The sequence below is a fragment of the Arthrobacter sp. B0427-1-12 genome, assembly GCF_059092905.1.
The window spans coordinates 1-16,858 of the sequence record NZ_JBNHIC010000027.1; the positions used below are offsets into that span (position 1 = coordinate 1).

Consider the following 16,858-nt stretch of genomic DNA (forward strand, 5'->3'; position numbering starts at 1 on the left):
GCGGCGGACTCGGTCCGCCGCGGGGCGCAGGCGTTTCAGGTGTGCCGGAGCGTCAGTCCTCCGAAGGTCGAGCCTCGTGGTGGGGGAGGCCGTGGGTGCGGCGTTCCTCTTTCATCTCCGCCTCGTACAGGTGCCGCCGGCCCCAGGAGAGCTCGTCGCGGGCGCGCTTCTCCATGGCCTTGAAGGCGGCGTAGTAGTTGTCGTCGTAGTCCTCGACAATCTGGAAGGTCCACCGGCCCTGGATGACGTTGCGGCCCACGATGTCCTCCGCCACGCTGGCGGCCAGTGTGGTGTGCCCGGCCTTGCGCAGCAGTTCCACGGCCTCGCCCAGGGCCAGGTCCGCGGTGCCGGTCAGGCGGTGGAAACCGTACAGGTAGCCGCGGGCTTGTTCCACGACTTCAAGTGCCTCGGACAGCTTGCCGAGGGCTTCAACTGTGGCATCACTGACGCCTTTGGGGCGGAGGTGGGCGAAATCGGGGCCGTCCTTGGGTGTGGTCATGGTGGAAATTATTGCCGCTTTCCTGCTTCCCGGGCTACCGCAAGCTCGATCAACACATCAAAGCCGGCCAAGGACTTTTTATCCGTTACGCGCGAAAGGCGGTTTCGGCCGTAACGAAAATTCGGAGTGCCAGTCGGCCACCTGCCGCGTTCCGGTCAGTGCCAGGCATCCCTGGGAGAGGTCCCGGACGATCATGTCGTGGTCCTACCATCGAAGGCGCCCAGCGTGCCGTCCCAACCCAAGGTGCCCAGCTACCCATAGCTTTGGACTGTGGCCAACCGAAGAATCGTTGCACTCGTCTGTCCAGGGATTGCGCTTGCACTCCATAACCTCGAAGAACTCGGGAAACTGCCGGCCTGGATTGATGTCCATGCGCCGGATTGGCTTGACCGCGAGTTGTACCGCAGCGACCGCCTGGCCGCCGCCATGAACGCCCTCACCGCCGCCGCCGTCCTGGGACTGACGCCTGCTGCAGCGAAGGACAGCCATGTCACAAACGCCGTGGCCGCAGCGGTGAGCGGGGCTATCGCCGCCAACGCACTGGCCCACCTGGTGCAGCTGGCGGTCTTCCGCACCTACAACCCGGGACTCTGCAGCGCGGTCACGCTGCTTCTTCCAGCGGGCGTTCTGTCGCTCCGGGAGCTTCACCGCCGAGGCCGCGATCCCCTGCCCGCGGCGGCCATCGGGGCCGTGCTCTCCGGGCCGGCCACGTTCCTTTCGCTGGTAGCCGCAAAACGGCTCATGCTGTAGGCGCCGGACGGATGGTGATCTCCGCCTGTGTCCACCTATTCGCCTGGAATCGCCAGGGATGGATCCGCCCGGGCCGGCGGAGCACCTTTTCGGATGCAGGCATCGGACCCTCGATCTGTTACGCGCGAAAAGCGGTTTTGGCCGTAACAGAAAATTCGGTGTGGCTGTGGTTTGCGGGCCTTCGCGCCTGTTGCTGTCCACGGTCCGGAAAGTGTCGGAGCAGGGCAGTAGAGTCCGGGCATGGAATCTCAAGAGGGAATCAAGGGTAAGACGCGCAAGTGTCCCAAGTGCGGGCACACTGCGTTCAAAATCGTCTACGGGATGGTCCTCGGGGACGCCCGGGAGAACGCCACCAATGTGGAGTTCGCCGGCTGCGTCATGGAGATGCGGGAGGACGGCACCGTGGCGCGGTGGGCCTGCCAGAATCCGGAGTGCCGGCACCGGTGGTGAGGGCAGCCCTGTTTAGCGGCGGCGGCCGAACACCAGCGATGCAACGGCAACGGCGGCGGTGACCGTGTACACGGAGGGCCAGGCGCCGATCTTCTTGGCCAGCGGGTGGGAGAGCCCGAACGCGGCGAGGTAACCGCTTGTCAGTGCGGCCGCCCGGCCGGCTCCGGCATCGCGCTTCCACAGGGCGAAGGCAGCGGCTCCCGCGGCGGCCAGCACGGCGCCGCCCAGTGGACGGTTCTTGGTGGCCCGGGCGGTCTGGAAGCCGCCGATCAGGCCGGCACTAGTCACGATCGGGGTCAGGTTGGCACTCATGGTTTCTCCTTCGTCTTGGATGGATCCAGACTAGCTGTCAGGGGTGCCGCACGCCTTCCCCGGCCAGCACGCCCCGGTACCCCTCGCGGAACGACGGGTAGCGGAACGTGAAGCCGGTGGCGGTGAGCCGGTGGTTGCTGCAGCGCTTGTCCCCGCCCCGCGAGGCCGCCAGCGGACCCACCGGCGGCTCCGGTACGCCGAGTTCGGCCGCGAGGAACCGCAGCACCTCGCCCAGTTCCGCCGGCTGGGAATCGATCCCCAGATACAGCGGCTCCGGCGCCGCGGCCGCCGTCGTCAGGTGCACGATCGCCGCGGCCGCGTCATCCCGGTGGATGCGGTTGGTCAGCCGCGGCGGATCCGGAACCACCGCGGTCCCGTCGCGCACCTGGTCGATCAGCCGGGTGCGCCCCGGACCATAAATCCCGCCCAGCCGCAGCACGACAGCGGACGGCAGCCGCGCGTTCAGCAGCTCCTCCGCTTCGCGCAGGACCGCTCCGGTGGCCGACGTCGGCCGGGCCGGCGTGCGCTCGTCCACCTCGCCGCCGTCGTTCTCCCCGTACACCGCGGTGGAGGAGACGAACAGGAACCGCCGCGGCCGCACGTCGTCGCGCTCCAGCGCGTCCAGCAGGTTGGCGAGCGCGTCCACATACGCGGTGCGGTAGGCGGTTTCCGTCCGGGCGGCGGCCGCCGTCGCCAGAACCACGATGTCCGTGTCCGCCGGGACCGCGGGCAGTGGGCCGGCGAGGTCGACGGCGGCGCCCTCCAGCTGCGCGGGCAGTTTCTCCGGCGAGCGGCGCCAGCCCACCACGCGGCGGCCGTCCGCGGCGAACCGCAGGCCGGCCTCCGTGCCGAGATCACCGCAGCCGGCGATCAGCACCGTCATGACAGCACCGCCACGTCAGCGGGCCGCGTCGAGTTCGGCGAAGGTGGCATCGTCGAGGACCAGGTCCGCGGCGCCCATGTTCTCCTCCAGATGGGCAACGGACCCGGTGCCCGGGATCGGCATCATGACAGGAGAGCGGCGCAGCAGCCAGGCCAGCGCCACCTGGGACGTCGTGGCGCCCAACTGCTTGGCGGCCGCGTCCAGCGGTCCGCCCGGCTGCGCCAGCTCGCCCGCGGAAATCGGGGCCCAGGGAATGAAACCGATCCCGTTCGCAGTGGCGTAGTCCAGGACGTCCTCGGAGGTCCGGTCCGTCAGGTTGAAGCGGTTTTGCACGGTGGAGACGGTGAAGAATTCCCCGGCGGCCTTGAGCTGGTCCACGGTGACCTCGGACAGGCCCAGGGCCTTCACCTTGCCCTCCTGCTGCAGGTCGCGCAGCACGCCGAGCTGCTCCTCGGCGTTGACCTTCGGGTCGATCCGGTGCAGCTGGAGCAGGTCCAGTGCGTCCACCTTCAGCTTGCGCAGGCTCAGCTCCGCCTGCTGGCGCAGGTACTCCGGACGGCCGAGCGGGATCCACCGGTCCGGACCGGTGCGCGCGAAGCCGGCCTTGGTGGCGATCCGGACGCCGTCCGGGTACGGGTGCAGGGCCTCGGCGATGATTTCCTCGCTGATATCGGGCCCGTAGGAATCGGCGGTATCGATGAAATCCACGCCCAGCTCCACGGCACGGCGTACGACGGCGACGGCCTGGCTCCGGTCCGCCGGCTCGCCCCAGACTCCGTCCCCGACGATGCGCATGGCGCCGAAGCCCAGGCGGTGCACGGTTCCAAGGTCCTTCAGGTCGATGGTTGCTGACAACTGTGCGGGTCCTGCGTTGTGGCTGGTCATACCTGCGGCAACTTCGGGGGCGGGGTGGTTATTCCTGTGCTGCCGGTCTTTCACCCTACGACGTTTACTCTGTTCACGTCGGGGCCCTCTGGCGCTAGGCTGGGAAGCATCATTCAACTCCGTGCAGCACCGACACTGCGGAAGGACGCCCGATGGAGTTCAGCGACGTAAAGTGGAATGAAGAGGCCCGCGGGAAGATTCTGCAGGATGCGGACCGGGCCTTGCAGGACGCGGTGCGCGAGGCGGCATCGTCCATGCAGGACAGCGACCGGGACGGCATTTACCGGTTCCTGTTCGAAAAGCTCAAGGACCAGTTCGTCGACTTCCAGCCCGGACCCGATCTCAGCCACTATGCCGACGCCATTGCCAACGGCGAGTTGAAACCGGCAGATGGATAATCCGCCGGAAGGGAAGCTCAGAAGGGAAAACCAGTGAGCGAACAGAGACCGGAGCCGGACCAGCCGGAGGCAACGGACACTACACAGGAGCCGCCGAAGGCCGACGAACACACCGAAACACCGCACCCGCCCGGCGAGGTAGACGGCACGGGAGACAACCCACCGCTGCCCCGCGTCTGGCACTGACCTTCGACGGAGCCGCACTCTCGACCGATCCGCCGTGGACATCGTTGCTCAGAGGCCGCAGGAGTACCATGAAAGCGTGAGCCATCCCCCAGATGCCACACACGCGGTCTTCAACCAGCCGCCCCCGCGGACCAACATTAATGAGTTCACCGAGAACGAGGTCCTGGCGGAAATGGTGCGGACCGTCGGCGGCGCTACGGACACCAGTCAGCTGCAGCAGGTCGGAGCGTTGGTCGGTAAGGCGGATTTCCAGCACGCTGCCCGGCTGGCCAACACGCATCCGCCGGTCCTGCACACCCACGATATCTATGGCCACCGCGTGGACGAGGTGGAGTACCACCCGGCCTACCACCGGATCCTGGGCGACGCGGTTGCGGCCGGCGCCCACACGGCCGCCTGGAAAGAGCCAGGTCCCGGGGCGAGCGCGCATCGCGCCGCCGTCCTGATGCTGTTTGCCCAGGCCGAGCCGGGCCATACCTGCCCGATCTCGATGACGAATGCCGCCGTCGAACCGCTGCGGGCGGCCAGCCCGGGAATCGGCTGCAAATGGGTGCCCCGGCTGTACTCGCGCAGCTATGACCCCCGGCTGTCCCAGATCAAGGACAGCGCCCTGGTGGGGATGGCGATGACCGAGAAACAGGGCGGCTCCGATATCCGGGCCAGCACCACCATGGCCAGGCCGTCGCGGTATGAGCACCACCTGCTGACCGGCCACAAGTGGTTCTGCTCCGCGCCCATGTCCGATGCCTTCCTGGTCCTGGCCCACGAGTGCGATTCCCATGACGCCGGCTTCCGCGACCTGTCCTGTTTCCTGGTGCCGCGGGTGCTGCCGGACGATACCCGCAACGTTTTCCGGATCCAGCGGCTCAAGGACAAGCTGGGCAACCGGGCCAATGCCTCCAGCGAGGTGGAGTTCCACAACACCATTGGCTATCTGGTGGGGGAGCCGGGCCGCGGCATCCGCACCATCATGGGCATGGTGGCCCGCACCCGGCTGGACTGCGTGCTGGGCACCGCCGCCGGCATGCGGCAGGGCGTGGCGGAGGCCCTCTGGCACGCCCGGCACCGCGCGGCCTTCGGCCTGATGCTGGTGGAGCAGCCCGCAATGGCGGCGGTCCTTGCGGACCTGGCGCTGGAATACGAGGCGGCGCTCGCCACCAGCCTGCGCCTGGCCAGGGCGTACGACGACGGCGGCACGGCCGAGCGCGATTTCCGCCGTCTTGCCACGGCAGTGGCGAAATACTGGATCTGCAAGCGCGGGCCCAACCACGCGTTCGAGGCGCTGGAATGTCTGGGCGGCAACGGCTACACCGAGTCCTTCCCGCTGGCGATGCGCTACCGCGAGCAGCCGGTGCTGGCGATCTGGGAGGGGACCGGCAACGTCATTGCCCTCGACGTGCTGCGGGCCATGGCCACCGAACCGGCGTCTGTGGAGGCGTTCATGAAGGAAGTGCTGTCCGCCTCCGGGACCAACCCGGCGTTCGACAATTTCACCCGCGGACTGATCAAGCTGATCCGCGAGGTGCAGCAGTCGCCGTCCGACCATCAGCGTTCCGCCCGGCGGCTGACCGAGCAGCTGGCGCTCGCGCTGCAGGGTTCACTGCTCATCCGGTACAGCCCCGCGGCCGTTTCCGACGCTTTCATTGCCGCCCGGCTGGGACCGGAACGGTCCCTCGAATACGGCAACCTCCCGCCGTCGTCGGACCTGAAGGGGATCCTGGTACGGCACTGAGCCGAGGAGTGCGAGATGCAGGCATGGGTGCGCCGGTTCGAGGAAGTGGGCTTGGCGGATGCCGGCTCGGTCGGCGGCAAGGCAGCGAACCTCGGCGAGCTCACTAGTGCCGGGCTGCCGGTCCCACCCGGCTTCGTGGTGACGGGCCGGGCGTACCTGGATGCCCTGGACAAGGCCGGGATCCGCCGGAAAGTGATGGAGAAGTTCCTCGCCGCCAAGGCCGCCGCCGACGACCAGGACAGGCTCGCCGCCGCGGCGGCCGAACTGCGGGAGATGGTCCGCCGCGCCGACATCCCCGCGGACATCCGCGCAGCGGTCCTGGACGCCTACCACGCGCTCGGCACCGCCGAGTCGGTGGCCGTCCGGTCCTCGGCGACCGCGGAGGACGCCGCTGGCACCTCCTTTGCCGGCATGCACGACACCTTCACCAACGTGATCGGCGACGAGGCGGTGCTCGCCCGGCTGAGCGACTGCTGGGCCTCGCTCTTCGGGGACCGCGTGATCGCCTACCGCGCCAGCCAGGGCATGGATGAGGAGCCCGCGATCGCGGTGGCGGTCCAGGCCCAGATCCCCTCCGAGCGCTCCGGTGTCATGTTCACCGCGGACCCATCCACCTCGGACCGCTCCCGCCTGGTGATCGAAGGCGCGCTCGGCCTCGGCGAGGTGGTGGTTTCCGGGGCCGTGGAACCGGACACCTACATCGTCGCCAAGGACAGCCTGCGCGTGGTGTCCAGCCGGATCGGCCACCAGACGCACCAGCTGCTCCCCGGCGAGGGCGGCACCATCCGCCGGGTAGAGCTGGCCGACGCGGAGGCCGACGCCCGCGTGCTCGGCGACGCAGAGGTCCGCGAGCTGGCCGAGCTGGGCCTGAAGGTGGAGGGCCATTACGGCACGCCGCAGGACACCGAATGGGCCTATGCCGGCGGCCGGCTCTACCTGCTGCAGTCCCGGCCGGTCACCACGCTGCGTGGCGGGCAGCCGGCCGGCACGGTGCTGCTGCGAGGCCTGCCCGCCGCGCCCGGCAGGGCCTCCGGCCTGGTCCGCATCCTGCGCGAGCCCGCCGAGGGGAGCAGGCTGAAGAACGGCGAGATCCTCGTCGCCGAGATGACCAATCCGGACTGGGTCCCCACCCTGCGGCGCGCCGCCGCGGTGGTTACTGACGGCGGCGGCATGACCTGCCACGCGGCGATCGTCGCCCGCGAACTCGGCGTCCCGGCCATCGTGGGGGTCCGTACCGCCACCACCGTGCTGCGCGACGGCGAACTGGTCACGATCGACGGCGCCAAGGGCGAAATCGTCGAGGGTGAGGCCGCCGGCCCCGCGCCCGGGGCGACGGCCGCGCCCGCGGCGGGTGCCGACGTCGTTCCTTCCGCCCCGGCTCCCGCCGCGCCGGAACCGCTGGCCACCAAGCTCTATGTCAACCTGGCCATCGCCGAGCGCGCCGAGGCCGTGGCCGCGCAGGAGGTGGACGGCGTGGGGCTGCTGCGGGCCGAGTTCATGATCGCGGAGGCGCTGGGCGGGCTACACCCGCGCGAACTGCTGGGCCGCGGAGAGCGGGAGCAGTTCATCGGGAAGATGAGTGCCTCCCTGCTGACCGTCACAGGCGCCTTCAGTCCGCGCCCGGTGGTGTACCGGACCATCGATTTCCGCAGCAACGAATTCCGCGGCCTGGAGGGCGGGGAAAAGTTTGAGCCGGTGGAGAACAATCCGATGATCGGCTACCGCGGCGCGTACCGGTACCTCAAGGAGCCGGACCTGTTCGAACTGGAGTTGGAGCTGCTGGCACGGGTGCGCGAGCAGACGCCCAACCTGCACCTGATGCTGCCGTTCGTGCGGACTAAGTGGGAGCTGGAGGCCTGCCTGGAGCTGATCGACCGCAGCCCGCTGGGGCGCCAGCGCGGGCTGCACCGCTGGGTCATGGCGGAGGTCCCGTCCGTGGTGTACCGGATCCCGGAGTACGCGGCCATGGGCATCGACGGCGTGTCCATCGGCTCCAATGACCTGACCCAGCTCATGCTCGGCGTGGACCGCGATTCAGAGATCTGCGCCGAACTCTTCGACGAGTCCGACGCCGCGGTGCTGGACGCCATCTCGCGGATCATCACGGCCGCGCACGACTCCGGGATCACCGTCTCGCTCTGCGGCCAGGCCCCGAGCAACCGGCCCGAGTTCGCCGAGCTGCTGGTGCGGTACGGCATCGACTCGATCTCCGTGAACCCGGACGCCGCGGACCGCACCCGGCGCGTGGTCGCCGCCGCCGAACGCCGGCTGCTCGTCGAGGCCGCGCGGCGCGGTGTGCGCCCCTGACATCGACGAGGAAGCGCTCGGCGGCGGCGAACTTGCCTTACTTGGCCGAGTTCTCCAGTTCCTGGCCGGACAGCACCGCCAGGGCGCCGGTATCGACGTCCTCCGACGGGCCGTTGAGGTAGCGTTCCAGGCTGTCATCCATGGCATTGAGCCAGCGCGTGTGGTGCTTGGCGGCCATGGTTCCGGTCATCACGGAGCGGTGGGCCATGTCCCGGTAGCCCAGGATGTTCTCTTCCTTGTCCTTCATCCACCGCTTGAACAGGACGGCCACCTGGTCCAGGTCGAACTCCGGGTAGTCGGTGAGCGAGATCAGTTCGCGCAGGTACTCGGTCTGGAAGTCCGCTTCCGCGTCATGCGAGTCGAGGGTGGCAAAGCGGTCCAGCCAGCTCCGGATGTCCGCCTCGCGTTCCTCGGCGGAGGGCAGCTCGATGCGACCGAGCATCACGTCGCGGGCGAACCAGGCCTGCGCATCGAACATGTTGAAGGTGTAGTACTGGTCCTGCGCGCCGAGGTAGAAGAGGTTCGTGTTGCCCTGCCAGACCACGCCCTTGTAGAGGTTGCCGGGGTAGAGCACGTTCTTCGACTTCAGCGAGAGCTCGTCGGGCAGGAACGGGTACTTGTGCTGGTACCCGGTGCACAGCACGACGGCGTCGAAGTCGCCGGTGGTGCCGTCGCTGAAGTGCGCGGTCCGGCCGTCGAAGCGGGTCACCAGCGGGCGCTCCTGGGCCGATTCCGGCCAGTCGAAGCCCATCGGCTGGCTGCGGTAGCTGAAGGTGACGGACTTGGCGCCCATCTTGTGGGCCTGCATGCCGATGTCTTCGGCGGAGTAGCTGGCACCGATCAGCAGCATGTCCTTGCCGGCGAACCGCTCGGCGCCGCGGAAATCGTGGGCGTGGAGGACTTCGCCGGGGAAGGTGTTGATGCCCTCGAATTCGGGGACGTTGGGGAAGCTGAAGTGGCCGGTCGAAACGACAAGCTTGTCGAAGACATGGTCGGTGGTCTCACCGGTGATGAGATTCTCCACGGTCAGCGTGAATTCCTGGGCCTTTTCGTCATAGGAGACCCAGCGGGCCGCGGTGCTGAACTGGATGTACTTGCGCACATCCGACTTTGCAACGCGTCCCTGGATGTAATCGAAGAGCACTGCGCGCGGCGGGAAGGAAGAGATCGGGCGGCCGAAATGCTCGTCGAAGGTGTAGTCGGCGAATTCCAGGCATTCCTTGGGGCCGTTGGACCACAGGTGCCGGTACATGCTGCTGTGCACCGGCTCGCCGGCGGCATCGAGGCCGGTCCGCCAGCTGTAGTTCCACTGGCCGCCCCAGTCCGGCTGCTTTTCAAAGCACATGATGTCCGGGATTCCGGCTCCAAGCTGGCGGGCCGATTCGAAGGCCCGCAGCTGGGCCATGCCGCTGGGGCCGGCACCAATGATTCCGACGCGGATTGACATGTTTGCTCCTCATCCATTGGATCTTTCGTGGCCGGGCTCGGCTCCGGAGACCGTTCAAAAAAGGCCGTTGCCCAAGGGCGACGGCGAAGGCGCAAATATTGCGCAGGCGACACACGCGGTGCAATGGCACCGGATTCTGCGGCTCGATCCCTGGGTGGGAGAGGTGCGGCATGTGCGGCGGGCAGGTAAATGGACCTGCCATGGCGATTCCGGGCGGCTCCCCGAAGATCCAATAACGACGGCGAGCCTGTTCTCTATGTGAACAGTTGAGGATGATTGTGTCAAAACGGCCGTTGCTCCGGAGCGTTTATCCGGCGGCCTCCGGGCGCCGCAGTTTCTGCGTGATCCGGTGCGCCTCCTCGAGCAGCAGCTGGCCCATGAATTTCTGCCGTTCGGGCGTGAACCGCGGTTCGATCCCGGTCAGGGACAGCGCCCACGCGGGCCGGTTGGCGCGGTCGAAGATGGCTGCTCCCATGCCCCAGCTGCCCTCCAGGATCAGGCCCGGGTTGACCGCATACCCCACCTTCCGGGCCCGCTCCAGGTTGGCGCGGATCGCGGCGGCGGAGTGCTGCTGGCCCCAGCGCTCGATGAACGCCTCGTCCTGGACGAGCAGCTGCTCCACTTCCTCCTCCGGCAGGTAGGCCATGATGGCCAGCCCAGCGGAGGCGACGCCGAGCGGGAACCGCACGCCCTCATGCAGCACGAAAGAGCGGATCGGGAAGCTGCCTTCCTCCCGCATCAGGCACACCGTCTCGGCGCCGCGGCGGATGGAGAGGAAGGCGCTTTCACCGGTCTCGTCCGCCAGCCGCTGGAGGCTGGGGCGGGCCAGGTCCTCGATCGGATACCGCTGCGCGGCGACGGTGCCCATGACGAAGATCTCCGGACCGAGCAGCCAGCGGTTTGTCATCGCGTCGTGGTCCAGCAGGCCCTCGGCCGCCAGCGAGGTCAGCAGCCGGTGCACCGTGGGCCGGGTGAGCCCGGAGTCCCGCACGATCTCCGCCAGCGCGCTGCCCTGCGGGTGGCGGGCGACCAGGCGCAGCAGCGAGGCGATGCGGCTGACCACCTGCGCCCCCTGCACGGGTCCCTTCTCCGCTGCCATACCGTCACACTCCTGTCATCTTGTCCACAATATGGATACCGCTGATTCTACTGTTCACGCTGTGGAAGCTTCAAGGAGGTTCAGGCGGCAGCTATTGACGCATATTTCCCGCGGTTACTACTGTCTCAGGAAACACAGAGCAGTCCACAACGTGGATATCGACGACTCAACGAGGAGGACCAGATGTCGAAGGTGCAGAGCAGTGCGGCCGCAGCCCTGGCCGACGTCCTGCGGGACGGCATGGTGCTGGCGGTGGGAGGCTTCGGCCTCAGCGGGATTCCTGCGGACCTGATCGAGGCGGTGCGGGATTCCGGCGTGAAGGACCTGACCGTGGTGTCCAACAACATGGGCGTGGACGGCAAAGGCCTGGGCATCCTGCTGGAAGCCGGACAGGTGCGCAAGGTGATCGCGTCCTATGTGGGGGAGAACAAGCTGTTCGCGGAGCAGCTCCTCGCCGGCCGGCTGGAGATTGAGTTCAACCCGCAGGGTACCCTCGCGGAGCGGCTGCGCGCCGGCGGCGCCGGCATCCCCGCCTTCTACACCAAGACCGGGGTGGGCACCTTGATCGCCGAGGGCAAGCCGCACGCCGAGTTCGACGGCATCACCTACGTCCAGGAGCGCGCGATCATCGCGGACGTCTCCCTGGTCCGGGCCCATCTGGCGGACACCACAGGCAACCTCGTCTACCGCTACACCGCCCGCAATTTCAACCCGGTGGTCGCCACCGCCGGCAAGGTCACCATTGCCGAGGCCGAGCGCATCGTCGAACCCGGGGACATCGATCCCAACCTGGTGGTCACCCCCGGCGTCTACGTGCAGCGGCTGGTCCAGGCCAGTGCCCGGCCGAAGGACATTGAACAGCGCACGGTGCGTCCCGCCCGGGACACGGTGCCGGCCTAGGGAATCTTGAGGATTAAGGAGCAGAACCATGGCATGGACACGAGATGAGATGGCCGCGATCGCGGCTGCGGAACTGAACGACGGCGACTACGTCAACCTGGGCATCGGCATCCCCACCCTGGTGGCCAACAACCTGCCCGAGGGCGTGCAGGTGACCCTGCAGAGCGAAAACGGGCTGCTGGGCATGGGCCCGTTCCCCTACGAAGGCGAAGAGGACGCGGACCTGATCAACGCCGGCAAGCAGACGGTCACCGTGCTGCCCGGCGGCTCGATCTTCGACTCGGCCACCTCCTTCGGCATGATCCGCGGCGGCCACGTGAAGGTCGCGATCCTCGGGGCGATGCAGGTCTCCGGTGCCGGCGACCTGGCGAACTGGACGATTCCCGGCAAGATGGTCAAGGGCATGGGCGGAGCCATGGACCTGGTGGCCGGCACGCCGCGCGTCGTGGTGCTGACCGAGCACATCGCCAAGGACGGCAGCCCGAAGATCGTCAACGAGTGCAGCCTGCCGCTGACCGGCCTCGGAGTCGTCAACCGCATCATTACGGACCTGGCGGTTTTCGACGTCGTCGACGGCGCCGGTCTGGTGCTCACCCAGCTGGCCCCGGGCGTGAGCGTTGAGGAACTGCGCAGCAAGACCGAATCGGCCTTCACTGTGGCGGCCGAACTGGAATCCGACCTGGAAGAGGTGCCCGTATGAGCCTGAAAGAACAATTCGGCAAGGACGTCCTGCTGACCGGGTGGGGACACTCCCGCTTCGGCAAGCTGGCCGAGGAGACCCTGGAATCGCTGATCGTCCAGGTGGCCTCCGAAGCCATCGCGAACTCCGGCGTCGAGCCGGGAGAGATCGACGAGATCTATCTGGGCCAGTTCAACTCCGGCATGCTGCCGCTGGCCTTCACCTCCTCGCTGGCGCTGCAGACGGACCCGGCGCTGGCGAATGTGCCGGCCACCCGGGTGGAGAACGCCTGCGCTTCCGGGTCGGCCGCCCTCCAGCAGGGTGTGAAGTCCCTGCTGGCCGGCACCGCCCGGACCGTGCTGGTCATCGGCGCGGAGAAGATGACGCATGCGCCCTCTGAGGTGGTCGGCTCCGCCCTGCTGGGCGCCGACTATGACATGGCAGGAAAGCACTCCACCACCGGTTTCACCGGCCTGTTCGCCGAGGTCGCCAAGCACTACGAAAAGTGCCACGGCGCCGTCGGCGACGTGCTCGGCTCCATCGCGGCCAAGAACCACCGCAACGGTGTTGCCAACCCCTACGCCCAGCTGCGCAAGGACCTGGGCGAGGAATTCTGCCGCACCGTCTCGGACAAGAACCCGATGGTGGCCGATCCGCTGCGCCGCACCGACTGCTCGCCGGTGTCCGACGGCGCCGCCGCCATCGTGCTGTCCACCGCACCTGGCGCCGGGGCCGCGACCGATCCGGTGCGGCTGGCCGGCTTCGGCCACGCCAACGATTTCCTGCCCGCCGACCGGCGCGATCCGATGGCCTTCGAAGCCACGCGCGCAGCCTGGCAGCGCGCCCTGGCGATGGCCGGCGTCGGACTCGACGAACTGGACTTCGCCGAGCTGCACGACTGCTTCACCATCGCCGAACTGATGCTCTATGAAGTCATCGGCCTGGCCCCGGCCGGCGAGGGCCGCCGGGCGATTGAGGAAGGCTGGGTCTACCGGGACGGCAAGCTGCCGGTCAATGTCTCCGGCGGACTGAAGGCCAAGGGCCATCCGGTCGGCGCCACCGGCGTCTCCCAGCACGTCATCTCCGCCATGCAGCTCACGGGCACCGCCGGTGAGATGCAGCTGCCCCGGGCGCGCCGGGCGGCTGTGCAGAACATGGGCGGCGTCGGCATCGCCAACTACACGAGTATCCTCGAAGCCGTCTGACCCTCCGGTTCGCTCCGCAGCACATGCCCGTCTGAGCGCTCATTCGGGCGTGTGCTGTTGAGTCACCGGCGGGAGTTCAGCCAGCAACTCCACGTTGACGCGCAGGAGGATGCGGCGGATGTCCTCCGGGGCGACCGCCGGGTAGAGGATGCGGCGGGCTTCCGCGTACGGCGGATTGTCCACGGTGCCCATCTCCAGGAGCTTCTGCACGCGCTCCTGGACGGAGTTGTGGGCATTGTCGGCGATTTTCACCAGGGCGGCGTCGCAGTCGGCGGCAATGTACCGGATGCCGTCCAGGTAGTCGGCGTGGTGGTGAAGGTTCTTGGACAACCTCTCGATGATGCGCACCGCACGATCGCTGAGACCGCGCTCGCGGAGTTCCTCGAGGGTGGTTTCGGTGTCTTCGACGACGTCGTGGAGATAGCCGGCGATCCGGATGTCGTCGTCAAAATCGGCCAGTGCATCGCCGACCGACTTGACGTGTTCGACGTAGTCGACACCTGCCTTGTCCGTCTGCCCGGCGTGCTTGGTCCGGGCCAGTTCAAGGGCGTCCTGCGGCGTGAACTTCTGCTCGGTCATATCTGGATAGTAGGCGGGTGTCGGAGCGGTGGGAATGGGCAGCCAAGATTACCTGCAGCGGAGCGGAAACCGGATCTCGGAATCGTTTCGAATCGGCGCCCTTTCCGTCACAGTTTTCAGCTACGGCGGCACCCGCCCGGCCGGCCCCGCCCGGATTGCTCATTTTCTGGCAAATGCGACGGCGGAAATTGGGCGTGTTGCCGCAACACGCCGGATTTCCGGCTGAGAAGGTGAGCAGATTCGGCCAGCGGGCATCTCAGCGGCGGCCTCGGCGACAGCTAGCTCCGCGCGGGCACCCGGCTGGCAAACAGCGCGTAGTGCACCAGCCCGGCGATTGCCGCCCCGACGATCGGCGCCAGGATGAACACCCACAGCTGGCCCCAGGCCCACCCTCCGGCGTAGATGGCGGTGGCGATGGAGCGGGCCGGGTTCACCGAGGTGTTGGTGATCGGGATACTGATCAGGTGGATCAGCGTCAGGGTCAGGCCGATGGTCAGGCCCGCGAAACCGGCGGAGGCGCGGCGGTCAGTGACGCCGAGGATGACGAAGAGGAAGACCGCGGTGAGGATGACCTCGGCCAGGATGGCGGAAACCAGGTTGAAGCCGCCGGGGGAGTGCTCCCCGAAGCCGTTGGCCGCGAAGCCGGCCTCCTGGGCGTTCTGCAGGAAGCCGTCCGGCCCGCCGGCGGCAATGGCGAACAGCAGGGTGGAGGCCAGCGCGCCGCCGACGATCTGGGCGACGATGTAGCCGATGGTGTCCTTCCACTCGAACTGCCGGCCGACGGCCAGGCCAATGGTCACGGCCGGGTTGAAGTGGCCGCCGGAAATGTGGCCGACAGCGTAGGCGCCGGCCAGGACCGTGAGGCCGAAGGCCAGGGCGACCCCGACAAAGCCGACGCCCAAGGGGTTGCCGTCCTGATAGGGGAAGTTGGCGGCGAAGATGGCCGTGCCGGCGCCGCCGAAGACAAGTATGAAAGTGCCGAGGACCTCCGCGCCGAGCCGTGCAGCCAGGGAGGGGCTGACTTCCTGGGCGGGGGCGGTGGGTGCTGCGGGGTTCTGACGTCTGGCCATGGGAATGCTTTCGCCTAGCGGGGAAGCCGGATTGCCTCCCCTGGGGGAACCAAATTCACGATGTGATGCAAATCACAAAAATTCCACGAGGATGCAAAAACTCGGTTGGCACAAATTCCACAACGCTGGCGGCAGGCGGACTGCCGCCTAGGGTCGATTCTACGCATCGGACCGGGGAATACCTTGCGCCGGAGTGGGTGCGACAAATGGCCCACGTCACAGCCCGAGTCGAGGTGGAAAATAACGTTTGCAAGGGAAAGGTTGTTACCAAGTCTTAATAATCGCATTTACCTGGGCCGCGAGGAGGGGATAAAATTCTTGGCGAACAGCTTGGGGAACACTGTGGTTCGGCAACACGCCGCCTCCTGTTTGCCTGCTGTTCGGAAAGAGTCTGCTTTCATAGGTCCTAATGGATCGGAAAGCAGAGAGCCTAGCCAGAAGGTCATAATGGACTTCAAAACGGCCGAACATCCGCGGCCGAATCATTTCATTCTGCACATGAGCGACACGCATTTTGTGGGTGGCTCGGAAAATCTCTATGGCGCCGTGGACAGCGAAGCGCGTCTGGCCCAGATCTTCGATGAGCTTGAAGCCTCCGCCGCCCGGCCCGAGGCAATCGTCTTCACCGGTGACCTGGCGGACCAGGGCGAGCCGGAGGCGTACACCAAGCTGCGCGCCGTCGTCGAGCCGGCCGCCGAGCGGCTAGGCGCCCAGGTGATCTGGGCAATGGGCAACCACGATAACCGTGAAAACCTCCGCTATGGCCTTCTGGACGAGCCGCCGGAGATGACTCCGCTGGACCGAACGTACGACGTCGGCGGGCTGCGGGTGATCACGCTGGATTCCACCGTGCCGGGTTACCACCACGGCGAGATCTCGCCCGAGCAGCTGGAGTGGCTAGCGGCCGAGCTGGCCGTGCCCGCCCCCGACGGCACCATCCTGGCGCTGCACCACCCGCCGGTGCCGATGATCCAGGATCTGGCCGTGCTGGTGGAGCTGCGCGAGCAGTCCGCGCTGGCGGAGGTCGTGCGGGATTCGGATGTCCGCCTGATCCTGGCCGGTCACCTGCACTATTCGACGACTGCGATGTTCGCCGGGGTTCCGGTGTCCGTGGCGTCCGCGACCTGCTACACGCAGGACCTCAATGTTCCGGTGGGTGCCTCCCGCGGCCGTGACGGCGCGCAGGCGTTCAACCTGGTGCACGTGTACGAGGACACCGTGGTTAACTCGGTGGTCCCGATCGGCACCTATGACACCGTTGGCCAGTACGTCTCCGCCGAGGAGACGGAGAAGCGGCTGACCGCGGCCGGCATGCGGATCGAGGATGCGCCCCGCCGCCGGGCCGTACAGCCGGCACCGGCTGCCGCCGCCCCAAAGCCGGCGGTTGCGAAGCCGGCCGTCGCCGAGCCGGCGCAGCAGCTGGCCACGGTCTAGCGGAAGGCGGGTACCGCCGTCGTTATTTCGACGGCGGTTCCGC

Annotated in this window: 19 protein-coding genes; 11 read left to right on the top strand and 8 right to left on the bottom strand. The window is 67.5% G+C overall.

The annotated features are described in order from the left end of the window. Positions 1 to 52: 52 nt before the first annotated feature. On the bottom strand, positions 53 to 499 hold the full coding sequence (locus tag AC5RWU_RS15560) for a hypothetical protein (protein WP_494030376.1): 447 nt from the start codon (positions 497 to 499) through the stop codon (positions 53 to 55). 270 nt (positions 500 to 769) lie between these two features. On the opposite strand from AC5RWU_RS15560, the gene AC5RWU_RS15565 reads away from it, so the two are divergent. Both AC5RWU_RS15565 and AC5RWU_RS15570 read left to right on the top strand, forming a co-directional pair. Beyond that, positions 770 to 1,249, top strand: coding sequence for an HXXEE domain-containing protein (locus tag AC5RWU_RS15565; protein ID WP_494030375.1), 480 nt, complete (start codon positions 770 to 772; stop codon positions 1,247 to 1,249). Positions 1,250 to 1,489: 240 nt separating this feature from the next. Next, complete coding sequence (locus AC5RWU_RS15570; RefSeq protein ID WP_494002653.1) at positions 1,490 to 1,699, top strand: hypothetical protein; 210 nt, start codon at positions 1,490 to 1,492, stop codon at positions 1,697 to 1,699. Between the two features lie 12 nt (positions 1,700 to 1,711). Here AC5RWU_RS15570 and AC5RWU_RS15575 read toward each other — a convergent pair whose 3' ends face one another. Genes AC5RWU_RS15575 through AC5RWU_RS15585 form a run of 3 tightly spaced genes read right to left on the bottom strand, consistent with a single transcriptional unit; the run spans position 1,712 to position 3,779 of the window. After that, the gene (locus AC5RWU_RS15575) at positions 1,712 to 2,011 is read right to left on the bottom strand and encodes a hypothetical protein (RefSeq protein ID WP_494002652.1); all 300 of its coding nucleotides are present in this window, start codon (positions 2,009 to 2,011) and stop codon (positions 1,712 to 1,714) included. A gap of 37 nt (positions 2,012 to 2,048) precedes the next feature. Continuing rightward, the gene (locus AC5RWU_RS15580; RefSeq protein WP_494030374.1) at positions 2,049 to 2,894 is read right to left on the bottom strand and encodes an NAD-dependent epimerase/dehydratase family protein; all 846 of its coding nucleotides are present in this window, start codon (positions 2,892 to 2,894) and stop codon (positions 2,049 to 2,051) included. A gap of 15 nt (positions 2,895 to 2,909) precedes the next feature. After that, complete coding sequence (locus AC5RWU_RS15585; RefSeq protein ID WP_494030373.1) at positions 2,910 to 3,779, bottom strand: aldo/keto reductase; 870 nt, start codon at positions 3,777 to 3,779, stop codon at positions 2,910 to 2,912. 152 nt (positions 3,780 to 3,931) lie between these two features. Between AC5RWU_RS15585 and AC5RWU_RS15590 the strand changes: the two genes are divergently transcribed. The 4 genes from AC5RWU_RS15590 to ppsA all read left to right on the top strand — a co-directional run bounded on the left by AC5RWU_RS15590 (position 3,932) and on the right by ppsA (position 8,402). Continuing rightward, positions 3,932 to 4,177 carry a hypothetical protein gene (locus tag AC5RWU_RS15590; protein ID WP_494030372.1) on the top strand — a complete coding sequence of 82 codons (246 nt, stop codon included), beginning with the start codon at positions 3,932 to 3,934 and terminating at the stop codon, positions 4,175 to 4,177. Between the two features lie 33 nt (positions 4,178 to 4,210). Continuing rightward, complete coding sequence (locus tag AC5RWU_RS15595) at positions 4,211 to 4,363, top strand: hypothetical protein (protein ID WP_494030371.1); 153 nt, start codon at positions 4,211 to 4,213, stop codon at positions 4,361 to 4,363. Positions 4,364 to 4,439: 76 nt separating this feature from the next. Next, positions 4,440 to 6,095, top strand: coding sequence for an acyl-CoA dehydrogenase family protein (locus AC5RWU_RS15600; RefSeq protein WP_494030370.1), 1,656 nt, complete (start codon positions 4,440 to 4,442; stop codon positions 6,093 to 6,095). 15 nt (positions 6,096 to 6,110) lie between these two features. Further along, a complete protein-coding gene (gene ppsA, locus AC5RWU_RS15605) occupies positions 6,111 to 8,402 on the top strand; it encodes a phosphoenolpyruvate synthase (RefSeq protein WP_494030369.1) in 2,292 nt (763 codons plus the stop codon). A 37-nt stretch (positions 8,403 to 8,439) separates the two neighbouring features. Here ppsA and AC5RWU_RS15610 read toward each other — a convergent pair whose 3' ends face one another. Both AC5RWU_RS15610 and AC5RWU_RS15615 read right to left on the bottom strand, forming a co-directional pair. After that, on the bottom strand, positions 8,440 to 9,849 hold the full coding sequence (locus tag AC5RWU_RS15610) for a trimethylamine monooxygenase (protein ID WP_494030368.1): 1,410 nt from the start codon (positions 9,847 to 9,849) through the stop codon (positions 8,440 to 8,442). A gap of 307 nt (positions 9,850 to 10,156) precedes the next feature. Further along, the gene (locus tag AC5RWU_RS15615) at positions 10,157 to 10,948 is read right to left on the bottom strand and encodes an IclR family transcriptional regulator (RefSeq protein WP_494030367.1); all 792 of its coding nucleotides are present in this window, start codon (positions 10,946 to 10,948) and stop codon (positions 10,157 to 10,159) included. Positions 10,949 to 11,131: 183 nt separating this feature from the next. Between AC5RWU_RS15615 and AC5RWU_RS15620 the strand changes: the two genes are divergently transcribed. The 3 genes from AC5RWU_RS15620 to AC5RWU_RS15630 are packed head-to-tail and all read left to right on the top strand — an operon-like array spanning position 11,132 to position 13,732. Further along, a complete protein-coding gene (locus AC5RWU_RS15620; protein ID WP_494030366.1) occupies positions 11,132 to 11,848 on the top strand; it encodes a CoA transferase subunit A in 717 nt (238 codons plus the stop codon). A 28-nt stretch (positions 11,849 to 11,876) separates the two neighbouring features. Continuing rightward, positions 11,877 to 12,548 (top strand): CoA transferase subunit B, encoded by a 672-nt coding sequence (locus AC5RWU_RS15625; protein WP_494030365.1) that lies wholly within the window; start codon positions 11,877 to 11,879, stop codon positions 12,546 to 12,548. Then, complete coding sequence (locus AC5RWU_RS15630; protein WP_494030364.1) at positions 12,545 to 13,732, top strand: acetyl-CoA acetyltransferase; 1,188 nt, start codon at positions 12,545 to 12,547, stop codon at positions 13,730 to 13,732. Before AC5RWU_RS15625 ends, AC5RWU_RS15630 begins: the two co-directional genes overlap by 4 nt. Positions 13,733 to 13,771: 39 nt before the next feature. Here AC5RWU_RS15630 and AC5RWU_RS15635 read toward each other — a convergent pair whose 3' ends face one another. Beyond that, positions 13,772 to 14,311 (bottom strand): HD domain-containing protein, encoded by a 540-nt coding sequence (locus AC5RWU_RS15635; RefSeq protein WP_494030363.1) that lies wholly within the window; start codon positions 14,309 to 14,311, stop codon positions 13,772 to 13,774. Between the two features lie 34 nt (positions 14,312 to 14,345). Here AC5RWU_RS15635 and AC5RWU_RS15640 point away from each other — a divergent pair, with 34 nt between their 5' ends. Next, the gene (locus tag AC5RWU_RS15640; RefSeq protein WP_494037059.1) at positions 14,346 to 14,537 is read left to right on the top strand and encodes a hypothetical protein; all 192 of its coding nucleotides are present in this window, start codon (positions 14,346 to 14,348) and stop codon (positions 14,535 to 14,537) included. 52 nt (positions 14,538 to 14,589) lie between these two features. Here the strand turns inward: AC5RWU_RS15640 and aqpZ are convergent, their stop codons facing one another. Then, positions 14,590 to 15,381: an aquaporin Z gene (gene aqpZ / locus AC5RWU_RS15645; RefSeq protein WP_494030362.1), complete on the bottom strand. Its 792-nt coding sequence runs from the start codon at positions 15,379 to 15,381 to the stop codon at positions 14,590 to 14,592. A gap of 447 nt (positions 15,382 to 15,828) precedes the next feature. Here aqpZ and AC5RWU_RS15650 point away from each other — a divergent pair, with 447 nt between their 5' ends. Continuing rightward, positions 15,829 to 16,815, top strand: a complete 987-nt coding sequence (locus AC5RWU_RS15650) for a phosphodiesterase (protein WP_494030361.1) — start codon at positions 15,829 to 15,831, stop codon at positions 16,813 to 16,815. Positions 16,816 to 16,858 lie beyond the last annotated feature (43 nt).

What these genes read in the sequence shown, in the direction of transcription:
- AC5RWU_RS15560 (WP_494030376.1), bottom strand. Translation starts at nt 499, where the DNA reads ATGACCACACCCAAGGACGGCCCCGATTTCGCCCACCTCCGCCCCAAA.
- AC5RWU_RS15570 (WP_494002653.1), top strand. Translation starts at nt 1,490, where the DNA reads ATGGAATCTCAAGAGGGAATCAAGGGTAAGACGCGCAAGTGTCCCAAG.
- AC5RWU_RS15575 (WP_494002652.1), bottom strand. Translation starts at nt 2,011, where the DNA reads ATGAGTGCCAACCTGACCCCGATCGTGACTAGTGCCGGCCTGATCGGC.
- AC5RWU_RS15580 (WP_494030374.1), bottom strand. Translation starts at nt 2,894, where the DNA reads ATGACGGTGCTGATCGCCGGCTGCGGTGATCTCGGCACGGAGGCCGGC.
- AC5RWU_RS15585 (WP_494030373.1), bottom strand. Translation starts at nt 3,779, where the DNA reads ATGACCAGCCACAACGCAGGACCCGCACAGTTGTCAGCAACCATCGAC.
- AC5RWU_RS15590 (WP_494030372.1), top strand. Translation starts at nt 3,932, where the DNA reads ATGGAGTTCAGCGACGTAAAGTGGAATGAAGAGGCCCGCGGGAAGATT.
- ppsA (WP_494030369.1), top strand. Translation starts at nt 6,111, where the DNA reads ATGCAGGCATGGGTGCGCCGGTTCGAGGAAGTGGGCTTGGCGGATGCC.
- AC5RWU_RS15610 (WP_494030368.1), bottom strand. Translation starts at nt 9,849, where the DNA reads ATGTCAATCCGCGTCGGAATCATTGGTGCCGGCCCCAGCGGCATGGCC.
- AC5RWU_RS15615 (WP_494030367.1), bottom strand. Translation starts at nt 10,948, where the DNA reads ATGGCAGCGGAGAAGGGACCCGTGCAGGGGGCGCAGGTGGTCAGCCGC.
- AC5RWU_RS15620 (WP_494030366.1), top strand. Translation starts at nt 11,132, where the DNA reads ATGTCGAAGGTGCAGAGCAGTGCGGCCGCAGCCCTGGCCGACGTCCTG.
- AC5RWU_RS15625 (WP_494030365.1), top strand. Translation starts at nt 11,877, where the DNA reads ATGGCATGGACACGAGATGAGATGGCCGCGATCGCGGCTGCGGAACTG.
- AC5RWU_RS15630 (WP_494030364.1), top strand. Translation starts at nt 12,545, where the DNA reads ATGAGCCTGAAAGAACAATTCGGCAAGGACGTCCTGCTGACCGGGTGG.
- AC5RWU_RS15635 (WP_494030363.1), bottom strand. Translation starts at nt 14,311, where the DNA reads ATGACCGAGCAGAAGTTCACGCCGCAGGACGCCCTTGAACTGGCCCGG.
- AC5RWU_RS15640 (WP_494037059.1), top strand. Translation starts at nt 14,346, where the DNA reads ATGGGCAGCCAAGATTACCTGCAGCGGAGCGGAAACCGGATCTCGGAA.
- aqpZ (WP_494030362.1), bottom strand. Translation starts at nt 15,381, where the DNA reads ATGGCCAGACGTCAGAACCCCGCAGCACCCACCGCCCCCGCCCAGGAA.
- AC5RWU_RS15650 (WP_494030361.1), top strand. Translation starts at nt 15,829, where the DNA reads ATGGACTTCAAAACGGCCGAACATCCGCGGCCGAATCATTTCATTCTG.